Below are 19,898 nucleotides of genomic sequence, written 5' to 3'. Positions count from 1 at the left end.
CAAAAATCTAGTCAATTGCTTTTACAATAGCTTTTGGCGCTTGCTTTTTAGTACCATCAAATCCGGTTACACCGCCAACTGTTGTATATTTCATGACATATTTTTTATCAGGAAAAATACGTTTATATGCACTTTGACACATCAAAGTTGCTTCATGAAACCCACAAAGAATTAACTTTAATTTACCAGGATAAGTATTTACATCTCCAATAGCGTAAACTCCAGGAATATTGGTTTGATAATCTAAGGTGTTATCAACTTTTATAGCATTTTTTTCTATCTCTAATCCCCAGTCTGCAATTGGACCTAACTTTGGAGAGAGTCCAAATAGAGGTATAAAATGATCCACTTCAAGCTTAATTTCTTCTGAAGCTTCGTTATTTTTTCTGATAAGAACAGATTCTAAATGGCCATTACCATTTAGTTGATCAATTTCAGCAGGCGTAATTAAATTAATTTTACCTAAATCTTTCAATTCTTTTACTTTATCAACAGAATCTAAAGCTCCTCTAAATTCATTTCTTCGATGAACTAAGGTTACATTTGAAGCAACATCAGCTAAGAAAATACTCCAATCTAATGCTGAGTCGCCACCACCTGCAATTACTACTTTTTTATCGCGATAAACCTCAGGATCTTTAACCATATAAGAAACGCCTCGATCTTCAAAATTCGAAATATTAGCAATAGGTGGTTTTCTAGGCTCAAAACTTCCTAATCCCCCGGCTATTGCTACAACAGACGCGTGATGTTTTGTACCTTTATTGGTGGTTACAATAAAAGTATCGTCTTCTAATTTTTCAATAGTTTCTGCTCTCTCGCCCAAGGTAAAACCAGGTTCGAAAGGCTTAATTTGTTCCATTAAATTATCTACCAAATCTCCCGCTAAAACTTCTGGAAATGCAGGAATATCATAAATTGGTTTTTTAGGATAAATTTCTGCACATTGACCGCCGGGTTGTGGCAAAGCATCAATAAGGTGACATTTTAATTTTAATAATCCAGCTTCAAAAACGGTAAACAAGCCTGTTGGACCTGCTCCGATTATCAATATATCTGTTTTAATCATACCTAATTATTCATCTAGAAAAACAACAATGAAATAAAAATAATTTGTGTAGCTAAACAATGACATTTGTCAGAAAGCCGACAAACTTAGTTTTCAATATTTACCACTTTTTGAATTTGTGGCGCATATTTTTTTATAGTCATTTCTACACCAGATTTTAAGGTCATCTGGTTAACGCTACAACCTACACAAGCTCCTTCTAACTGAACTTTAACGATGTTATGTTCTTCATCTATTTCTATTAAAGAAATATCTCCACCGTCGCCACGTAAAAAAGGTCTTATTTCTTCCAGAGCCTTTTCTACATTTAATCTCAACTCTTTACTCATTGTTGCCATAAGCTTTATTTTTTAATTGCACTACATCCTGCCATTGTTGTAATTTTTATAGCTTCGGTGGGTGGCAAGTTTTTATTTCTATTTACGGTTTCTTGAACCACATTTTTAGTAATTTCTTCTAAAGCATTAGAAATTGGCGTATCTTCCTGTAATGCTGCCGGACGACCAATATCTCCAGATTCTCTTATACTTTGCACCAAAGGCAGTTCACCCAAAAATGGAATTTCTAAATCTTCGGCTAAATTTTTAGCGCCCTTTTCTCCAAAAATATAATACTTATTATCCGGTAATTCAGCCGGTGTAAAATAAGCCATATTTTCTATAATCCCTACAATTGGCACGTTAATGCTTTCTTGTCTAAACATAGCAACTCCTTTTTTTGCATCAGCTAATGCTACATTTTGCGGAGTACTAACAATAACTGATCCGGTTATTGGAAGCGATTGCATAATAGAAAGATGAATGTCTCCTGTTCCCGGAGGAAGATCTACCAATAGAAAATCTAATTCTCCCCAATCGGCATCAAAAATCATTTGATTTAATGCCTTTGCGGCCATAGGTCCTCGCCAAATTACGGCTTGACTAGGTTTTGTAAAAAAACCGATCGATAAAATTTTAACACCGTAATTTTCGATAGGTTTCATCTTGGATTTACCATTAACATTTACAGAAAGTGGACGTTCTCTTTCCACATCGAACATCATCGTAGCCGATGGTCCGTAAATATCGGCATCTAATAACCCTACTTTGAAACCCATTTTTGACAAACTTACCGCTAAATTAGCAGTAACTGTAGATTTTCCTACGCCTCCTTTTCCTGATGCTACGGCAATAATATTTTTAATACCGGGAATTGGTTTCCCTTTTATTTCTTGCACTTTATCTTTTTTAGGAGCATCTACTTTTATATTGACTTTTACTTTTGCTTTTTCATAAACATGTTTATGAATAGCTTTTAAAACATCAACTTCTGCTCTTTTTTTGATATGAAGCGCCGGTGTAGCTAATTGCAAATCTACCTCTACTTCATCTCCAAAAATTACAATATTTTTTACTACCCCACTTTCTACCATATTTTGTCCTTCGCCAGATACACTAATGGTTTCAAGTGCTTTTAAGATATCCTTTTTTTCTAATTTCATATAGAAATTTATATTTTCGCTTACTTAGACTTATTCTAAAGTGCAAATATAAGGCTTAGACGCGGAATTAAGAAGGAGATTGATTGAATTTATTGATAGCAGCAAAAGCCTCACTAATTGTAAATTAGTCTTGGTATAAAGGTGGCTGCCAAAAGTGTTTTTCAAAATTTTGAATACAATTATTTTCTATTGAAATCTCTTCATTTTCTAATAATTGTTGCATTAAATTGGTTCCGGAAAAATGATGCTTCCCTGTTAACATCCCTTTTCTATTTACTACGCGATGAGCAGGAACATCTTCTAAAGCAGATGCATTATTCAAAGCATAACCTACCATTCTAGCGCTTTTGGCAGCTCCTATAGATTTGGCTATTGCTCCGTAGCTAGTTACTCTTCCGTAAGGAATTTGTCTAACTACTGCATAAACTCTTTCAAAAAAAATTGAGGAAGCCATTTTTAATAGCAATAAATTCTAATCAACGTTATGACAACTAAAATTAACATTAATACCGCCATAAAATAATTAGAATATTTCGAAAAATGTCCGGTATGTTTTTCAATTTTCAAAAAAGAAATCACATAAACATATAAACTTGTAAAAGTTCCTAAAGCTGCAGCTAAAGCAAAAACAGCCACACTTAATGCACTATAATTATAGCCTCCTTTTGCGTTAAAAGCAGTACTAATAACCACAAAATAAGGAATAGGAAAAACATTAAGCAAAGCAATGGTAATGCCCGTAAAGAAACTTTTAGCTGAATTGTGCTTGGAGACTTTTGTTTTTTTAACTTTCTTTTTTCTCGCCATTATAAAAAAGTAAATGGCTAAAATTACAAAAACAACTAAACCGGCACGCAATAACATATTGCGCACAAATGGATGATTAAAAATATATTTTGCCATTAAAATGGCAATACAAGCCTGGCAAAAAACAATTAAGGAAGCTCCTAACGCTACTAAAATACCATTAGATTTTCCTTTTTGAACACAAGTTTTGGCTACGGTCATGTTTACTAAACCTGGTGGTAAAACCCCAAGTAAAGCTGCAAAAAAAGTAAAGAAAAAGAGTTGTGCTTCTTCCAAAAGTAATTGGTTATTTAATTCTGAATTGTATAAAGGTTATTTTTTTATTTTGTTCAAGATACTGATTTTCATAGAAAGTTTGAATACCGACCACCTCTTTTGGTGAATATTCATTTTTATAAACGTCATGATTAGCATGTAAAATCTCGTGTCCTTCGCCGTGTAATAAGCCCAAAGTATAGCCGTGCATGAACTCACTATCGGTTTTTAAGTTAACTACACCCTCAGGTTTTAGTATCTTTTTATATTTCTGAAGAAACTCGGTATTCGTTAGTCTATGCTTTGTACGTTTGTATTTTATCTGAGGATCTGGAAACGTAATCCAAATTTCATCTATTTCATTTTCTGCAAAAATCTGATCTACCAATTCTATTTGTGTTCTTAAAAACCCAACATTTGTCATGTTTTCTTCAAGGGCTGTTTTTGCTCCTCTCCAAAATCGAGCACCTTTAATATCGATTCCTAAAAAATTTTTATCAGGAAACATTTTGGCTAACCCAACACTATATTCACCTTTCCCACAACCTAATTCTAGAACAACAGGCAGGTTATTTTTAAAAAAATCGCTAGCCCATTTTCCTTTCAACTTAAATTCTCCTTCAACAATTTCACTTCGCTTAGGCTGAATTACATTGCTGAAGCTTTCATTTTCTTTAAATCGCTTTAACTTATTTTTACTTCCCACAGGTTATATTTAATATTTTGGTAAAATTAATTAAAATACTATAGCCATAAAATAAACCTATGTTTGTTTATGGCAAAAAAGAAAATTCTTGTAGCTCCGTTGTATTGGGGTTTGGGTCATGCTACGCGTTGTATTCCTATCATTAAAAAACTAGAGCACCTTGGTTTTACGCCTGTAATAGCTTCTGATGGAGCTGCTCTTTTGCTTTTAAAAAAAGAGTTTCCGCACTTACAAAGTATTCAACTTCCTGCTGTTGACATTAAATACAGTAAAAAAGGAATTTTCTTTAAATGGAAAATATTACTAAGTTCCTTTCGGTTTTTAAAGACAATAAAAGCCGAACATAAATTTGTTGATAAGCTAATTGAGACAGAAAAAATAAGCGGAATTATTTCTGATAATCGTCTTGGCGTTTTTTCAAAAAAAGTACCGAGTATTTTTATCACTCATCAACTTCGTGTTATTTCTGGGAGCACGACTTACTTCAGTTCAAAAATTCATCAACATTATATTAAAAAGTTTGATGAATGCTGGGTACCTGATGTAAAAGGCACACCTAATCTTAGCGGAAAATTAGGTCACCTTAAAAAAATTAAAGGCTTTAAATTACGCTACATTGGACCTTTAAGTCGTTTTGAAAAAGAGACTTCAGCACCTATTTATGATTTGCTTATTATTCTTTCCGGACCAGAACCTCAACGTAGTATTCTTGAAAAAAAGCTTTTAAAAATCTTTAAAAATACTACTCAAAAAATAATTTTTATAAAAGGTATTGTTGAAGAAAAACAAACTAAACATCAAGAAAATAATATTACCATCTATAATTATGCTAGTGGAAAAAATTTAGAACAATTTTTTAACCAAAGTAAAATTGTACTAGCCAGAGCGGGTTACACCACTTTAATGGATTGCGCTAAATTAGATAAGAAAGCATTTTTTATTCCAACGCCCGGACAGTTTGAACAGGTTTATTTAGCCAAGCGATTGAAAAAATTAGGAATAGCTCCTTCCTGTAAACAACATGAATTTTCATTAAAACATTTAGAAGAGATTGATAATTACAAAGGCTTGCAAGAAATACAATCAACTGTCGGTTTCAGTAGACTCTTTAGCCTTTTCAATGGTGAATGAAAATTCGCTTCCTACGCCAAAATCACTTTCAACATAAATTTTCTCGTTATGAGCTTCAAGAATATGTTTTACAATAGACAAGCCTAAACCAGAGCCACCTTCTTTACGTGAACCACTTTTGTCCACTCGATAAAAACGTTCAAAAAGACGTGAAATATTTTTTTGTTCAATCCCTTCGCCATTATCAGTTACACGCACAATTACTTTATTTTTGATAAGGTCTTCTACACTTACTTCGGTTGTCCCGTCGCGTTTTCCGTATTTAATTGAATTAACAACTAAATTGGTCACTACTTGCTGAATTCTATCCTTATCGGCATCTACCCAAATTGGAGATAAATAATCAGTATCAAAAGTGAGTGAGATATTTTTTTTAGCCGCTTTCATTTCAAGTAAATCAAATACGCTCTGGACTAATTCTACAATGTCAAAATTTTCATTATATAAGTGTAAATCGCCTGTCTCTAATTTAGTAATCATATCTAAATCTCGAACAATATAAATTAATCGCTCTACTCCTTTACTGGCACGATTTAAATATTTATCACGTACTTTTTTATCTTTAATAGCACCATCTAATAAGGTTAAGATATAGCCTTGTACAGTAAATAATGGTGTTTTAAGTTCATGAGAAACATTTCCCATGAACTCTTTTCGATAATTTTCTCTAATTTTTAAGGCTTCTATTTCAAGTTTTTTTCCTTCGGCAAATTTTTCCACTTCCTTGGTTAAGGTTGCCATATCTGTGGTAATTTGTTCTTGCTGTAAAGAAGAAGAATCGAGTAAAGAAACTTTGTCATAAACAGCTTTTACACGTTTGTAAATAAAGTGTTCTATACGCAATTGTATAATAAGAAAGGAAAAAACATAACAAACTATAGAAAAAATAAAAAGGTGATTCCAATTTAAATAGCTGTAAAAGGATTGATAGAGACCTAAAATCAGACTTACAAATACCGTAATAAATAAAGAGGTATAAAAAGCAAACTTATATGAACGTTTAAATTCTTTCACTTATAATACAAACTTATAACCAACTCCTTTAACGGTTTTAAATTTATCGTCGCCTATTTTTTCTCTTAATTTTCTAATATGCACATCTATTGTTCTACCCCCGACAACAACTTCATTTCCCCAAACTTTATTAAGGATATCTTCACGTTTGAAAACTTTACCGGGTTGAGATGCTAATAAAGATAGTAACTCAAATTCCTTTCTTGGTAAAACAATCTCACTTTTACCGTTTAAAATTTTATACTCATCCCTATTAATAGTAAGATCACCTATTTTTACGATGTTTTCCTCTGCTTCGTCAGATTTTAAACGTCTTAAAAGTGCTTTTACCTTACTTAATAAAACCTTAGGTTTTATGGGCTTTGTAATATAATCGTCGGCCCCGGCATCAAAACCTGCAACTTGAGAGTAATCTTCTCCTCTAGCTGTTAAGAATGTAATTAAGGTATTTTCCAGGCTTGGTATTTTTCTAATTTGCTCACAGGCTTCAATGCCGTCCATTTCAGGCATCATTACATCCAAGATAATTAGATCTGGTGTTTTTTTCTTCGCCATTTTTACAGCTTTAGCCCCATTATCTGCAGTAACAACTTGGTAACCTTCTGCCGTTAAATTATAGCCGATAATTTCTAAAATATCCGGCTCGTCATCAACCAAAAGAATAGTAATGTCTTTAGTTTTCATAATACTATTGATATTAATTTTTTGCTCGGTAAAAGTAAAGATAATATTAAAAATCCGAAGTTAACAAATCTTCAATACTCATAACATAGATAACATTTTCGTAACAATAGGCTTAGTTACAATTAACAAGCACGTAACATCTATAATGTAGTTGTTAGCTTCCTTTGCATCGAAAAGAAAGTGACCCAAAAGTGACCCAAAAAATGAGAATTTTAACTTTATTATTTTTAAGTATGTTAGCCAGCGTTTCTTATAGTCAAGAAACCGGAGCTTTAAAAGGATCTTTAGCAGACAAAGAAACAGACAACCAGCCCTTACCGTTTGCTAATGTCGTTATTAAAGGAACAAGTAAAGGTACCACTACAGATTTTGATGGACTTTACGAAATCAAAAATGTTGAACCAGGAACCTACACTATAGTATTTAGCTTTGTAGGTTATGAAACTAAAGAGATTCCGGATGTAGTTATTAAAGCCGGAGAAACAACAACCTTAAATGGAAGTTTAGGAAGTAGTGCTGCAGCGCTTGATGCAGTAATGATCAAAGCCGTAGGTAGAAGAGATTCTGAATCTGCCTTACTACTGAAGCAAAAAGATGCGATTGAAATTAAAGAGAGTATCGGAGCGCAAGAATTAACAAAAATGGGTGTAAGCGATGCTGCAACGGCAACTACAAAAATATCTGGAGTAAATAGCAGTGAAGCTTCAGGAGATGTTTTTGTACGTGGTTTAGGAGACCGTTATCTATACACTACTTTAAATGGTTTACCTATTCCCTCTAATGATATCAATCGAAAAAATATCGACCTAGGCTTATTCCCAACAAGAGTAGTAGAAAGTGTTTCCATTAGTAAAACCTATTCTCCAAGCTCTTCTGCAGATCAAGCATCAGGACATATCGATATTACTTCACGCTCTTTAGCCGGAACCGAAGAATTTAACGCCAGCACACGTATAGGAGTTAACACCAATGCAATACAATCTGGAATCGGAAATAATTTTAAGCAAACTGCCAATAACGATGATATCTCTTTAGGTTTTTACTCAAAAAGTAGATCTACCGAGAATGCAGTAACCGAACAAACATGGAATAACGGAAGCACTAGCATGCCCGTAAATTATAGATACACTTTTAGAGGTGGAAAAAAAATCGGTGAAAAATTTAAATTCTTCATTACCGGATCGCATCGTGGTGATTATGAATACCGAAACGGATTTTTTAAAGAGTATCAAAACAATAGATTAGTACAAGATTTTAGTGATGTAGAACAATTCCGTAAAAACGTAACAACATCAGCTCTATTAAATCTAGACTACAAATTTAACAACGAGCATTCGTTAAGAGCCATGAGTTTGCTTATAAATGAGCTATCTGACCGCGTATATGAATCCGGAAGAAACGGAGAAGGTTTTGTCTTTGAAGAAACAGCGGTAGATGACAACCTATCACAATTCATTAGAGACCAAAACACATTACAAACAAGACTATGGGTAAATCAACTTATAGGTGAGCACGAATTAGGCGAAAAAAACACCTTAAATTGGGCTATAGGTTATAATATAGTAGATACCGATCAACCTAACCGTATTAGAAATGAACTGAACTTTTCTGCAAATCAAGAAGATGTTTATTTAGGAGAAATTGGAGGATATCAAAATAATAAAAGTTATCAATACATTGATGATACGGAATATAATGGACGTATTAGCGATGAATTTAAAATTATCAATAAAGAAGATAAGAATCTAACCCTAACTGCAGGAGGTAATTACCGTAGAAAAGACCGTGATTTTAAAGCTCGTTCTTTTGGTTTAACAGAGCCTAACAAACGTACTTTAAGTGCTCCATCCATAGATAATCTTGATCCAATTTTAAATCAGGAAAATATCGACAATGGTACTTTAAACTTCGTAGATTTTCTTCCTCAAGATGTTTACGATGCCTATTTAGAGTCTATGGGAGGCTTTTTATCAGCAAACTTTAACGTAAACAACTTTAACTTTAATGTCGGTGCACGTTATCAAAATGATGATATCTATGTGAATTACGATGTAAACAATATTAGCGACGGATCGGTAAATAAAACTTACGATAACATCTATCCCTCTCTTAGTATAAAGTATGCTTTAAACGAAAAAAACAACTTTAGAATTGCCGGAAGTAAAACAATAACATTACCGGAACTTAAAGAAATTGCACCTTTTGAATATGTACCTGCTAACGGACAAATTGTAGCCGGTAATCCAGATGTTGAGGCAAGTACTAACTACAATTTAGATGCTAAATGGGAGTTTTTTCCTTCTAGTGGCGAGCTATTATCAATTACTGGGTTTTATAAACAAATCCAAGACCCTATCAACCGTGTACAACGACGTGGATCTTCAGGAGTGTTCTCATACTTCAATTCTGGTGAGAAAGCAGAAGTATATGGGGTAGAATTTGATGCAAACATAGGTTTAATTGAAGAAAATGTGGATGACAATACAGGAATCAACTTAGACTTAAACGCTAATGTTACCCGCATGTGGCATAATCAAGACTTAAAAGAAATTGTAAACGAAAGTGGTATAATCGCAAATTCATTCCGTTATGCAGGAAAAACAGAAGAAGGTTTACAAGGTGCATCAGATTGGATTTTTAATGCTGCCTTAAATTTTAGTACAGCTTGGGAGAATGAATTATCAGCTAATGTATCAGCGAGTTATTCTTCAGATAAAATTTTCGCTCTAGGTCGTGGCGTTCAAGATTTATCTTTAAGTGATGTTTATTACAACGATGCGATCATCGAAAAAGGTTTTGTGACCTTAAATCTAGTAGTTAGCCAAGAATTAAACGAAAATTGGACCTTACGATTTACAGGTAAAAACCTACTAAACCCAACAATAGAAAGAGAACAAGACGTACTACCTATCGATGGTGATACGGTACAAACTAACACAGTACAATCCTATACAAGAGGAGCTGTACTGTCACTTGGAGTAAGTTATAATTTATAAACAAAAATCTTTATTAATCAATTTTTAATCTTTAATTATTTAAATCAAAACAAAAATGAAAAAATCAATTAAAAACTTATCGGTTTTATTTTCGATTTTACTTCTAGCTGTTTTTGCAGTTAGCTGTAGCGACGACGATGATTCATCTTCGGATGACGATCCAATTATGGACTCAGAACTTAACGGGTCTATTACAGAAGACATGACTCTTGATGCAGGAACAAACTACCAATTAACTGGTACTTTTAGCGTGGAAGAAGGAGCTAAACTAACTATTCCAGCCGGAACTCAGATAACGACTGGAACAGGAACAGATGTGTATATCGTAGTTCAACAAGGTGCACAAATTGATATTCAAGGTACATCTTCATCTCCTGTTTACATGGCTCCAGAAGGAGAAGGAAATTGGGGTGGTTTAGTAATCTTAGGAGAGGCTGAAACCACTGCTGGTGTAGATGCAGTTGCAGAAGTTGGCAACTTAATTTATGGAGGCAGCAACAATGCTGACAACTCAGGTTCTATCAGATATTTAGTGATTGAGCAATCTGGAGCTCAGATTAACACCGACTCTCAGTACAACGGACTTACACTTTATGCAGTTGGTTCAGAAACAACGATAGAAAACGTAGCAATCCTTAACGGATTAGATGATGGTATCGAGTTTTTTGGAGGAACTGTAAGCGCTTCGAACGTATATGTTGAAAACCTAGAAGATGATGCTATCGATTGGACTGAAGGTTGGAACGGTACATTAACAAACACGTATGTATTACATACTATTGAAGGATTCTCTACTGCTATTGAAGCAGATGGAACAAACAACAATCCTTCTATTGTAAACTTTACTGCGGTTTCTGAAACTGGAGGAACTGCTTTACAATTTAAAGCTGAATCTGGAGCTACAATTACAGGTTTATCCCTAAATGGTTATGATACTTCTGTAGAAATGGCTGACAACGGACCACTTGCAAACATCTCTATTGATGGTGAGGTTGCAGATCCTGCTAACACTTACACAGGACCTTCTACTGTAAATCCTGCTGATTTTGACTGGATTGCAAATGCTAACGTAGACAATGTATTAAACGGAAGTATTACAGGTGATGTAGAATTAGATGCTAATATTACGTATAAGCTTCCTGGTATTCTTAGTATTGAAGATGGTGCTTCATTAACTATTCCTGCAGGAACTAACATTGAAACAGGAGCTGGAACAGATGTATATATTGTTGTACAAAAAGGTGGACAAATCTTCATTGAAGGTGAAGCTTCTAATCCTGTAACGATGGGACCAACCGAAGGTGATGATTGGGGAGGTTTAGTAGTTCTAGGAAATGCTACAACAACTGCCGGAATAGATGCAACTGCTGAAGTTGGAGGATTAATTTACGGTGGTAGTGACGATGAAGATAACTCAGGTTCTATTGAATACTTAATTCTTAGAAAATCTGGTGCTCAAATTAATACGGATTCTCAGTATAACGGACTTACACTTTATGCGGTTGGTTCTGGAACAACAATAGACAATGTTGCTATAATTGAAGGAAAAGACGATGGCATCGAGTTTTTTGGAGGGACTGTAAGTGCTTCTAATGTATATGTTGAAAACTTACAAGATGATGCTATCGACTGGACTGAAGGATGGAGTGGCACATTAACAAACACGTATGTAATGCACTCTATCACAGGATTCTCTACTGCTCTAGAAGCAGATGGAACAAACAACAATCCTACTATCGTAAACTTTACTGCGGTTTCTCAAGAAGGAGGTACTGCTTTACAGTTTAAAGCACAATCTGGAGCAACTATTACAGGTTTATCTCTAAATGGTTATGATACTACTATCGATATGGCAGACAATGGGCCACTTTCAAACATATCGATAAATGGTAGCATCGCAGATCCCGCTTTAGACTATGATGTTGAAGCAACTGTAGATGTAAACGATTTTAGCTGGGCAACAAACTAAAATTAGTTTTTGTAATCATTTTAGTAGGCTGTTCATTATGAGCAGCCTATTTTTATTATAATAAAGCAGTACTACTTAAGGCTGCTTTTTTTATTTTAATATTTTTGTAACCAAGAAAATCTATATATGGAAATCGATTCTATTTTTTCGATTTCGAATCCACAAGCATTCGAAAAAAAAGCCCTGGAAATATTTCAGTTTCAATACCAACAGAATTCGGTTTATCATCAATTTTGTGAACTCATAAAATGTAATCCTTCAAAAGTGGATAGATTGGAAAAAATTCCTTTTTTACCGATTGAATTTTTTAAAACACATCAAATTGTTTCTTCAGCAAAAAAAACGGAACAAATTTTTACCAGTAGCGGGACAACAGGAAGTGTCACAAGCAAACATTATGTAAGCGATATTTCTGTTTACGAAAAAAGTTTTAGAACTGCTTTTTATCATTTTTACGGCGCTATTGAAGATTATGTGGTCTTAGCATTGTTACCATCGTATTTAGAGCGGTCGGGTTCTTCACTTATTTATATGGCACAAGATTTTATTGAAAGTAGTAAGCACCCAGAAAGTGGCTTTTACTTAAACGAACTTGATGAATTGGCAAAGAAATTAATTAGGCTTGATGCTGAAGGAAAAAAAATCTTATTAATTGGCGTCTCTTTTGGTTTGTTAGATTTAATTGAAAAACATCAATTTCACTTAAAAAATACCATTGTAATGGAAACCGGCGGCATGAAAGGTCGGCGTAAAGAAATGATTAGAAAAGAGCTACACGAACATTTAGCAAATGGTTTTGGTGTTAAAAAAATCCATAGTGAATATGGAATGACCGAATTATTATCGCAAGCTTATTCTAAAGGAAATGGTATTTTTTCTTGTCCGCCACAGATGAAAATTTTAATTCGTGATCCTGAAGACCCGCTTACGCTTTTAGGCGAACAAAAAAATGGAGGAATAAATATAATTGATTTAGCAAATGTTAATTCTTGTAGTTTTATAGCTACACAAGATTTAGGAAAAAAAATTGGCCCAAATCGCTTTGAAATCCTAGGTAGATTTGATCACAGCGATGTAAGAGGCTGTAACTTAATGGCTTTGTAAACTATAAACTTTGTTATTCTTATGTTAAGATGTAAAAAATTTGTAATAAAATTGCTTTTTGTACGTCTTATATAATGCTAAGATGAAGTTTTTTCATAATAGATTGGTTAGTTAGTTGGAGAATCCCGAGCGCTTTGCTCGGGTTCTCCTTTTTTATAGCATTAGTTTGCCTTAATAATATAGGTATTTTTCTTCCCTTTGTTTAGAATAACATATTTCCCATTTATTAAATCTTCGCTGGTAAGCCTATAACCTTCTTTTACTTTTTCTTTATTTACAGAAACAGAATTTGCCTTTAGCGCTCTTCTTGCTTCTCCATTGCTTGCTAAAAAATTGGTTTCTGCGGCTAAAGCGGCAATCATATCTACGCCTTCTTCAAATTTTTCTTTACTAATTTCTGCCTGTGCAACACCTTCAAACACGTCTAAGAAAGTTTGTTCATCTAACTTTTTTAAATCATCTGCGGTGCTTTTTCCAAATAAAACTGCTGAGGCTTGAATAGCATTTTCTAAATCTTCTTTAGAATGAACCATTGTTGTAATTTCTTCTGCTAATTTTTTCTGTAACAAACGTAAATGCGGAGCTTCTTGATGTTCTTTTACTAAAGCTTCAATGGTTTCTTTATCTAAAAAAGTAAAAATTTTGATGTACTTTTCGGCATCTTCATCGCTTGTATTTAACCAGTATTGGTAAAATTTGTATGGTGAAGTTCGCTCTTTATCTAACCAAACGTTTCCGCCTTCGGTTTTTCCAAATTTGCTTCCGTCGGCTTTAGTAATCAACGGACAAGTGAGCGCATAACCTTTCCCGTTTCCGATTCTTCTAATCATTTCGGTTCCGGTGGTAATATTTCCCCATTGGTCACTTCCGCCCATTTGCAACGTGCAATTATGTGTTTTAAAAAGATGTAAAAAATCATAACCTTGTACCAATTGGTAGGTAAATTCAGTAAAGCTCATTCCTTCTTTTGCTTCAGAAGAAAGTCTCTTTTTTACCGAATCTTTTGCCATCATATAATTTACGGTAATGTGTTTACCAACATCGCGAATAAATTCTAAGAATGAAAATTCTTTCATCCAATCGTAATTATTCACCAATACGGCAGCATTTTTTTCCTCACTTTTAAAATCAAGAAATCTTGAGAGTTGCTCCTTTAACGCTTGTTGATTATGGCGTAAGGTTTCCTCATCTAATAAATTTCGCTCATTAGATTTTCCTGAAGGATCACCAATCATTCCTGTTGCACCGCCAACTAAAGCATAAGGTTTATGACCTGCAAGTTGAAAATGACGTAACATCATTACACCTACCAAATGACCAATATGCAACGAATCTGCTGTAGGATCTATACCTACATAGGCAGATGTCATTTCTTCTAGCAAATGCTCTTCGGTTCCGGGCATTGCATCGTGTAACATTCCTCTCCACGTAATTTCTTCAACAAAATTTTTGGCCATTTTTTTCAATTTAATTTTAAACGAAAAACAAAGATAGTAGAAACTGAATTTTTTTCGATACAGAAATCCCTATATTTACGCTATGATTTTAGTTACCGGAGCTACAGGATTGGTCGGTTCGCATTTATTGGCGAAATTACTTCAGCAAGAAGCTCCTATTCGGGCTTTATATAGATCTGAGTCAAAAATTAGCGAGACTAAAAAAATTCTTGAACATTATTTTGAAGAAAAAACCGAGGCTTTTTTTTCCAAAATTGAATGGTTTCAAGCAGATATTACTAATATTCCTAAGCTTAATGATGCTTTTGAAGGAATTACGCAAGTTTACCATTGCGCCGGCTTGATTTCTTATGATTTACGCGATTATAAAAAATTGCGAAAAATTAATATAGAAGGCACCGCTAATGTGGTGAATATTGCTTTAGCAAAAAACATTGATAAGCTCTGCCATGTGAGTTCTATTGCAGCTTTAGGTGATGAAATTGGTAAGAAAAAAATTACTGAAAATTCTCCGCGAATTAATGAAAATTTTCACGACAATTATTCTATCACAAAATATGGTGCCGAAATGGAAGTTTGGCGCGCGTCGCAAGAAGGCTTGCCGGTGGTTATTGTAAATCCTGGCGTAATTATCGGTAACGGGTTTTGGGATAGCGGTAGCGGCTTACTTTTTAAAAAAATTGACAATGGCTTAAACTACCATTTCCCATTAACTACAGGTTTTGTTGGAATAAATGATGTGACGGAAATTATGGTCAAGTTAATGCAAAGTAATGCTGTAAATGAACGTTATATTCTGGTAAGTGAAAACTTATCTTTTGAAAAAGTACTGAAAGAAATTGCCAACAAAATTTCTAAACCTGGACCAAAAAAAAGCCTAAAAAAATGGATGATTTTTTTAGGCTGGATCTTTCAAGCTACCGGAAATTTATTTTTTAACACCAAACAGGAAATTACGTGGCATTCTTTAAAAGCAGTTTTCTCAAAATCGTATTATTCATCAAAAAAAGTTAAAAAAGAGCTTCACCATTCTTTTGAATCTATAAATAGTGTTATAAAAAAAACAGCTAATTATTATCTTGAAAACCGCTAGAATTATTCTTGTGCTTTTCTTAAGCTTTCCTTTAATTCTTTCACCAAACTATCGCTTTGAGCTTGAGTTAAATCCTTTTCATTTTCAATGCTCACTATAGAATCAATATATTCTTTATCTCTAGCTAAACGTTCTTTTACGCTATCAAAAACTTCTTCATTTAATTTAAAATCTTCTGCATAAAAAGCAATATTATTTGCCATTTGAGTGCTATCGACTTGATATTTTTCAAAGATCATTTTTTTAATCTCTACTTCTCTGTTATTAAATTCACGTTGACTATAATTTTTACTCGCCTCAAGTTTAGTAAGATCATATAAAATATCAATCATCTTTTCTTTTGCGATAAAATTTTCGGGCTTTTCTACAGTTTTTACTTTCTGGCAAGCTGAAAAAACAAGCAATAAAAAACACAGTATAGATAATTTACTTTTCATAAAAACTAGCGATCAAATTGAAGCTGCTGAGCGTTTTTAATATTTAACACTTTAAAGTTTTTATAGACTAATTTTCCGTTTACAAACGTGTGCGTAATTCTAGATTTAAAGGTTGTTTTCTCAAACGGAGACCAACCACATTTGTATAATATATTCTCTTTTTGAACTGTCCACGGTGCATTTAAATCTACCAAAACTAAATCGGCTTTAAAGCCTTTTTTAATATACCCTCTTTTTTCTATATTAAATAAAATAGCCGGATTGTGACACATTTTTTCTACAATTTTTTCAAGCGTAATTTTATTACGATGATAAAATTCTAGCATCGCCGGTAAGGCATGTTGCACTAAAGGCCCGCCACTTGGTGCCTTTGTGTAAACGTTTTGCTTTTCCTCTTTAGTGTGTGGCGCGTGATCTGTTGCTATTACATCAATTTTATTATCGATTACTGCTTTTAACAACGCATCTTGATCTTTTTTAGTTTTTACAGCCGGATTCCATTTTATAAATGTTCCTTTTTCTTTGTACATAGAATCGTTAAACCATAAATGATGAATGCAAACCTCTGCGGTTATCTTTTTATCTTTTAAGGGTTTTTTACTGTCGAATAATGATAATTCTTTAGCCGTAGATAGATGAAAAACGTGCAAACGTGCTCCGGTTTTTTTGGCAAGCGCTACTGCTTTTGAAGAAGATAAATAACAAGCCTCTTCACTTCTTATTTTCGGATGAAATTCAATTGGAATATTATCTCCATACTCTTCTTTATAGGCAGCTAAATTTTTCTGTATAGTTTCTTCATCTTCGCAATGTGCGACAACCATTACAGGCGAATTTTTAAAAATTTCTTCTAAAACTTTTTCGTCATCTACCAGCATATTTCCGGTAGAAGATCCTAAAAATAATTTTAAGGCTGCAGTAGTTTTTGGGTCTACTTTTTTAATTTCCTCTAAATTATCGTTAGTTCCGCCAAACATAAAAGAATAATTTGCGTAAGAAACTTCCTTTGCTAAATCAAATTTCTCTTGTAGTTTTTCTATGGTTGTGGTTTGCGGATTGGTATTAGGCATTTCTATAAACGAGGTAATCCCGCCAGCTACAGCCGCTCTAGAACCTGATGCAATATCTTCTTTGTGCGTTAAGCCCGGCTCTCTAAAATGTACTTGATCATCTATAATCCCCGGAAGTAAATGTTGCCCCTCTGCGTCTATAATTTGTACATCTTGTGATTTTGCACTAATCATATCGGCAACATCAACAATCATGTCGTCTTCAATATAAACATCGCCATCTACTACTTTTCCTTCGTTAACGATTTTTGCGTTTTTAATTAAAATCTTCTTCATTTACTTCTTCTTTATGCTTTAGACCTCTTTTCCTATCAGGCTTTTTAATTTCATTTTAATGACTCCAAAAACTGCTTCAGAAATTATATTACTGCTCAGTTTTGATTTTCCTCGGGTTCGATCAGTGAAAATTACCGGTACTTCTACAATTTTAAATTTGTGCAAATAGGCTTTAAATTTCATTTCTATTTGAAAAGCATAACCTATAAATTGAATGCTATCTAAGTTTATTTTTTCTAAAACTTTACGATGGTAACACACAAAACCCGCCGTGGTATCTTGTATATCCATTCGTGTAATAGCACGCACATATTTAGAAGCAAACCAAGACATTAATACACGATTCATAGGCCAATTTATAACATTAACGCCTTTGATGTAACGCGAGCCAATACTTACGGATGCTTTTTGCTTTACACACGCATTATAAAGCCGAATTAAATCATTGGGATTATGCGAAAAATCTGCATCCATTTCAAATATATAATCATATTCTCGTTGAAGCGCCCATTTAAACCCATGAATATAGGCTGTTCCTAAACCCGATTTATTTTTACGAACTTCCAGGTGTAATTTTTCTTTAAATTCTTTCTGTAATTCGTTTACTTTTTTTGCCGTTTCGTCTGGCGAATTATCATCGACTACTAGAATATGAAAGAGATGCTTTTGAGAAAACACATTACGTATAATTCGCTCTATATTCTCAATCTCGTTATAAGTAGGTATAATAACAAGCCGCTTAGACATTCAACTTTTTTAGGCAAATGTAACTATTTTTAAGGTCTTCTATTCCATGTTTTTGTGCTATTTAATTTTACCTTTGCAAAAAACCCAGCAAGTCTATATTGGAAGCAATTGAACGAAATATATTATCTACCGATTGGAACACTATTTTGTTTCTGCTCATGCTTTTATTACTGGTTTTAGCAAAAATATTTAACAGTGAGCGTTTTTATGATTTTTCACGCATTCTTTACTCTAATAAATATTTTACCAGTCATAAAAAATCATTACAAATAATTAACCGCTTCAGTTTTTCTCTATTTCTATTGCATACGCTACTCATTAGTTTAGGCTTATATCTTGTATTTAAAACCTATGGCGTTTATTTTGAAGACAAACGAGGCGTCTTGTTTTTTATTCAAATTTTTGTAGCCTACGCTATATTTATTAGTGTAAAATATTTTTTTGAAAAAATTATCGGCAATATTTTTTCTATTGAAAAAATTATCGACAATTACATTTTTTATAAAATTACTTACAAGAATTTTTTAAGCTTAGGTATTTTTCCTGTTTTAATTTTATTGGTCTATGGTTTCTCTGCATCAAAAATGGCACTACTTATTTTAGGCAGTATTTTGATTCTAAGTAACCTACTTATGTTATTAAGTTATTATCAAAAAAACCAAAAGCTAGTTTTTACCCATTGGTTTTATTTTATTTTGTACCTTTGCACCCTTGAAATCGCTCCGTATTTCATTTTATTTAAAGTAATTACGTAAGTAGCATCAGGTTTCAAGCTAAAAAGACTGTATATGAAAGTGAAAACAATTTTAATTTCTCAACCAGAGCCTAAGGTTGAAAACTCTCCTTATTTTGAACTAGAAGAAAAGCAAAAGGTTAAAATTGATTTTATTCCGTTTATCCATGTAGAAGGAGTTTCTTCTAAAGAAGTTAGACAGCAAAAAATTGATTTATCGCAATACACCGCTATTATTTTGACGAGTAGAAACGCTGTAGATCACTTTTTTAGAATTGCAGAAGAAATGCGATTTAAAGTACCGGATTCTTTAAAATATTTTTGCCAAAGTGAAGCTGTCGCCTATTACTTGCAAAAATACGTAGTCTACAGAAAGCGTAAAATTTATGTGGGAAAAAGAACTTTTCCTGATTTAGCTCCTATGCTTAAAAAATACAAGAATGAAAAATTCTTGCTTCCTTCATCAGACATGTTGAAACCTGCTATTCCGAAGCAACTAGACAAACTAGGTGTTAATTGGACACGTGGAATTTTTTATAAAACAGTAGTTAGCGACCTTTCTAATTTAAAGGAAGTCTTTTATGATATTGTAGTATTTTTTAGTCCGAGTGGTATTATTTCATTATTTGAAAACTTCCCGGATTTTGAACAAAAAAACACGCGTATAGCTGTTTTTGGAAATTCTACCATCAAGGCTGCAAAAGAGCATGGACTCACCATTAATATAAAAGCTCCTACGCCAGAAACACCATCGATGACCATGGCCTTAGAAAAATATATAAAAGAAAATAACAAAAAATAATTTTCTAAAAATTTTGATATAAAAAAACCGGTAATAAAAATCACCGGTTTTTTTACGCTTAATTATTT

General features: G+C 33.4%; 19 protein-coding genes. 7 read left to right on the top strand and 12 right to left on the bottom strand.

The genetic code is table 11. The annotated features are described in order from the left end of the window. Window positions 1-7: 7 nt before the first annotated feature. From D9R05_RS09485 to trmB, 6 genes are all read right to left on the bottom strand, one after another. Window positions 8-1,069 (bottom strand): NAD(P)/FAD-dependent oxidoreductase, encoded by a 1,062-nt coding sequence (locus D9R05_RS09485; RefSeq protein WP_121666991.1) that lies wholly within the window; start codon window positions 1,067-1,069, stop codon window positions 8-10. Between the two features lie 86 nt (window positions 1,070-1,155). Next, on the bottom strand, window positions 1,156-1,407 hold the full coding sequence (locus D9R05_RS09480; protein WP_240463012.1) for a NifU family protein: 252 nt from the start codon (window positions 1,405-1,407) through the stop codon (window positions 1,156-1,158). A 5-nt stretch (window positions 1,408-1,412) separates the two neighbouring features. Next, window positions 1,413-2,549 carry an Mrp/NBP35 family ATP-binding protein gene (locus D9R05_RS09475; RefSeq protein WP_121666990.1) on the bottom strand — a complete coding sequence of 379 codons (1,137 nt, stop codon included), beginning with the start codon at window positions 2,547-2,549 and terminating at the stop codon, window positions 1,413-1,415. A 124-nt stretch (window positions 2,550-2,673) separates the two neighbouring features. Further along, window positions 2,674-3,003, bottom strand: a complete 330-nt coding sequence (locus D9R05_RS09470) for an MGMT family protein (RefSeq protein WP_121666989.1) — start codon at window positions 3,001-3,003, stop codon at window positions 2,674-2,676. 2 nt (window positions 3,004-3,005) lie between these two features. Then, window positions 3,006-3,632, bottom strand: a complete 627-nt coding sequence (locus tag D9R05_RS09465) for a LysE family transporter (RefSeq protein ID WP_121666988.1) — start codon at window positions 3,630-3,632, stop codon at window positions 3,006-3,008. 10 nt (window positions 3,633-3,642) lie between these two features. Then, window positions 3,643-4,317 (bottom strand): tRNA (guanosine(46)-N7)-methyltransferase TrmB, encoded by a 675-nt coding sequence (trmB, locus tag D9R05_RS09460; protein WP_121666987.1) that lies wholly within the window; start codon window positions 4,315-4,317, stop codon window positions 3,643-3,645. Between the two features lie 69 nt (window positions 4,318-4,386). Between trmB and D9R05_RS09455 the strand changes: the two genes are divergently transcribed. Continuing rightward, on the top strand, window positions 4,387-5,448 hold the full coding sequence (locus tag D9R05_RS09455; protein WP_121666986.1) for a glycosyltransferase family protein: 1,062 nt from the start codon (window positions 4,387-4,389) through the stop codon (window positions 5,446-5,448). On the opposite strand, the gene D9R05_RS09450 is transcribed toward D9R05_RS09455, so the two are convergent. Together D9R05_RS09450 and D9R05_RS09445 are read right to left on the bottom strand one after the other, a co-directional pair. After that, window positions 5,401-6,462: a sensor histidine kinase gene (locus D9R05_RS09450; protein WP_121666985.1), complete on the bottom strand. Its 1,062-nt coding sequence runs from the start codon at window positions 6,460-6,462 to the stop codon at window positions 5,401-5,403. The genes D9R05_RS09455 and D9R05_RS09450 overlap by 48 nt on opposite strands. Further along, window positions 6,463-7,146, bottom strand: coding sequence for a response regulator transcription factor (locus tag D9R05_RS09445; protein WP_121666984.1), 684 nt, complete (start codon window positions 7,144-7,146; stop codon window positions 6,463-6,465). It abuts the gene before it with no gap. A gap of 203 nt (window positions 7,147-7,349) precedes the next feature. On the opposite strand from D9R05_RS09445, the gene D9R05_RS09440 reads away from it, so the two are divergent. The 3 genes from D9R05_RS09440 (at window position 7,350) to D9R05_RS09430 (ending at window position 13,215) form a co-directional block, all read left to right on the top strand. Then, window positions 7,350-10,142 (top strand): TonB-dependent receptor, encoded by a 2,793-nt coding sequence (locus D9R05_RS09440; RefSeq protein WP_121666983.1) that lies wholly within the window; start codon window positions 7,350-7,352, stop codon window positions 10,140-10,142. A gap of 55 nt (window positions 10,143-10,197) precedes the next feature. Continuing rightward, window positions 10,198-12,111, top strand: a complete 1,914-nt coding sequence (locus tag D9R05_RS09435) for a hypothetical protein (RefSeq protein ID WP_121666982.1) — start codon at window positions 10,198-10,200, stop codon at window positions 12,109-12,111. 126 nt (window positions 12,112-12,237) lie between these two features. Continuing rightward, entirely contained in the window at window positions 12,238-13,215 is a 978-nt protein-coding gene (locus tag D9R05_RS09430; RefSeq protein ID WP_121666981.1) for a LuxE/PaaK family acyltransferase, read from the top strand. 161 nt (window positions 13,216-13,376) lie between these two features. Here D9R05_RS09430 and tyrS read toward each other — a convergent pair whose 3' ends face one another. Next, window positions 13,377-14,672 (bottom strand): tyrosine--tRNA ligase, encoded by a 1,296-nt coding sequence (gene tyrS, locus D9R05_RS09425; RefSeq protein WP_121666980.1) that lies wholly within the window; start codon window positions 14,670-14,672, stop codon window positions 13,377-13,379. 82 nt (window positions 14,673-14,754) lie between these two features. Here tyrS and D9R05_RS09420 point away from each other — a divergent pair, with 82 nt between their 5' ends. Further along, on the top strand, window positions 14,755-15,765 hold the full coding sequence (locus tag D9R05_RS09420) for an SDR family oxidoreductase (protein WP_121666979.1): 1,011 nt from the start codon (window positions 14,755-14,757) through the stop codon (window positions 15,763-15,765). Window positions 15,766-15,767: 2 nt separating this feature from the next. Here the strand turns inward: D9R05_RS09420 and D9R05_RS09415 are convergent, their stop codons facing one another. From D9R05_RS09415 to D9R05_RS09405, 3 genes are read right to left on the bottom strand one after another with little or no spacing between them, the layout of a single operon-like run. Further along, window positions 15,768-16,202, bottom strand: coding sequence for a DUF4296 domain-containing protein (locus tag D9R05_RS09415; RefSeq protein WP_121666978.1), 435 nt, complete (start codon window positions 16,200-16,202; stop codon window positions 15,768-15,770). Between the two features lie 5 nt (window positions 16,203-16,207). Further along, window positions 16,208-17,548: a dihydroorotase gene (locus D9R05_RS09410; RefSeq protein WP_121666977.1), complete on the bottom strand. Its 1,341-nt coding sequence runs from the start codon at window positions 17,546-17,548 to the stop codon at window positions 16,208-16,210. Window positions 17,549-17,566: 18 nt separating this feature from the next. After that, window positions 17,567-18,295: a polyprenol monophosphomannose synthase gene (locus tag D9R05_RS09405; protein ID WP_121666976.1), complete on the bottom strand. Its 729-nt coding sequence runs from the start codon at window positions 18,293-18,295 to the stop codon at window positions 17,567-17,569. Window positions 18,296-18,393: 98 nt separating this feature from the next. On the opposite strand from D9R05_RS09405, the gene D9R05_RS09400 reads away from it, so the two are divergent. Further along, window positions 18,394-19,050 carry a DUF4271 domain-containing protein gene (locus D9R05_RS09400; RefSeq protein ID WP_121666975.1) on the top strand — a complete coding sequence of 219 codons (657 nt, stop codon included), beginning with the start codon at window positions 18,394-18,396 and terminating at the stop codon, window positions 19,048-19,050. A 33-nt stretch (window positions 19,051-19,083) separates the two neighbouring features. Further along, complete coding sequence (locus D9R05_RS09395; protein ID WP_121666974.1) at window positions 19,084-19,830, top strand: uroporphyrinogen-III synthase; 747 nt, start codon at window positions 19,084-19,086, stop codon at window positions 19,828-19,830. Window positions 19,831-19,898 lie beyond the last annotated feature (68 nt).

The sequence above is a fragment of the Mesonia aquimarina genome, from assembly GCF_003667275.1.
Taxonomy (GTDB): domain Bacteria; phylum Bacteroidota; class Bacteroidia; order Flavobacteriales; family Flavobacteriaceae; genus Mesonia; species Mesonia aquimarina.
This window is presented reverse-complemented; position numbering and strand designations above follow the sequence as displayed.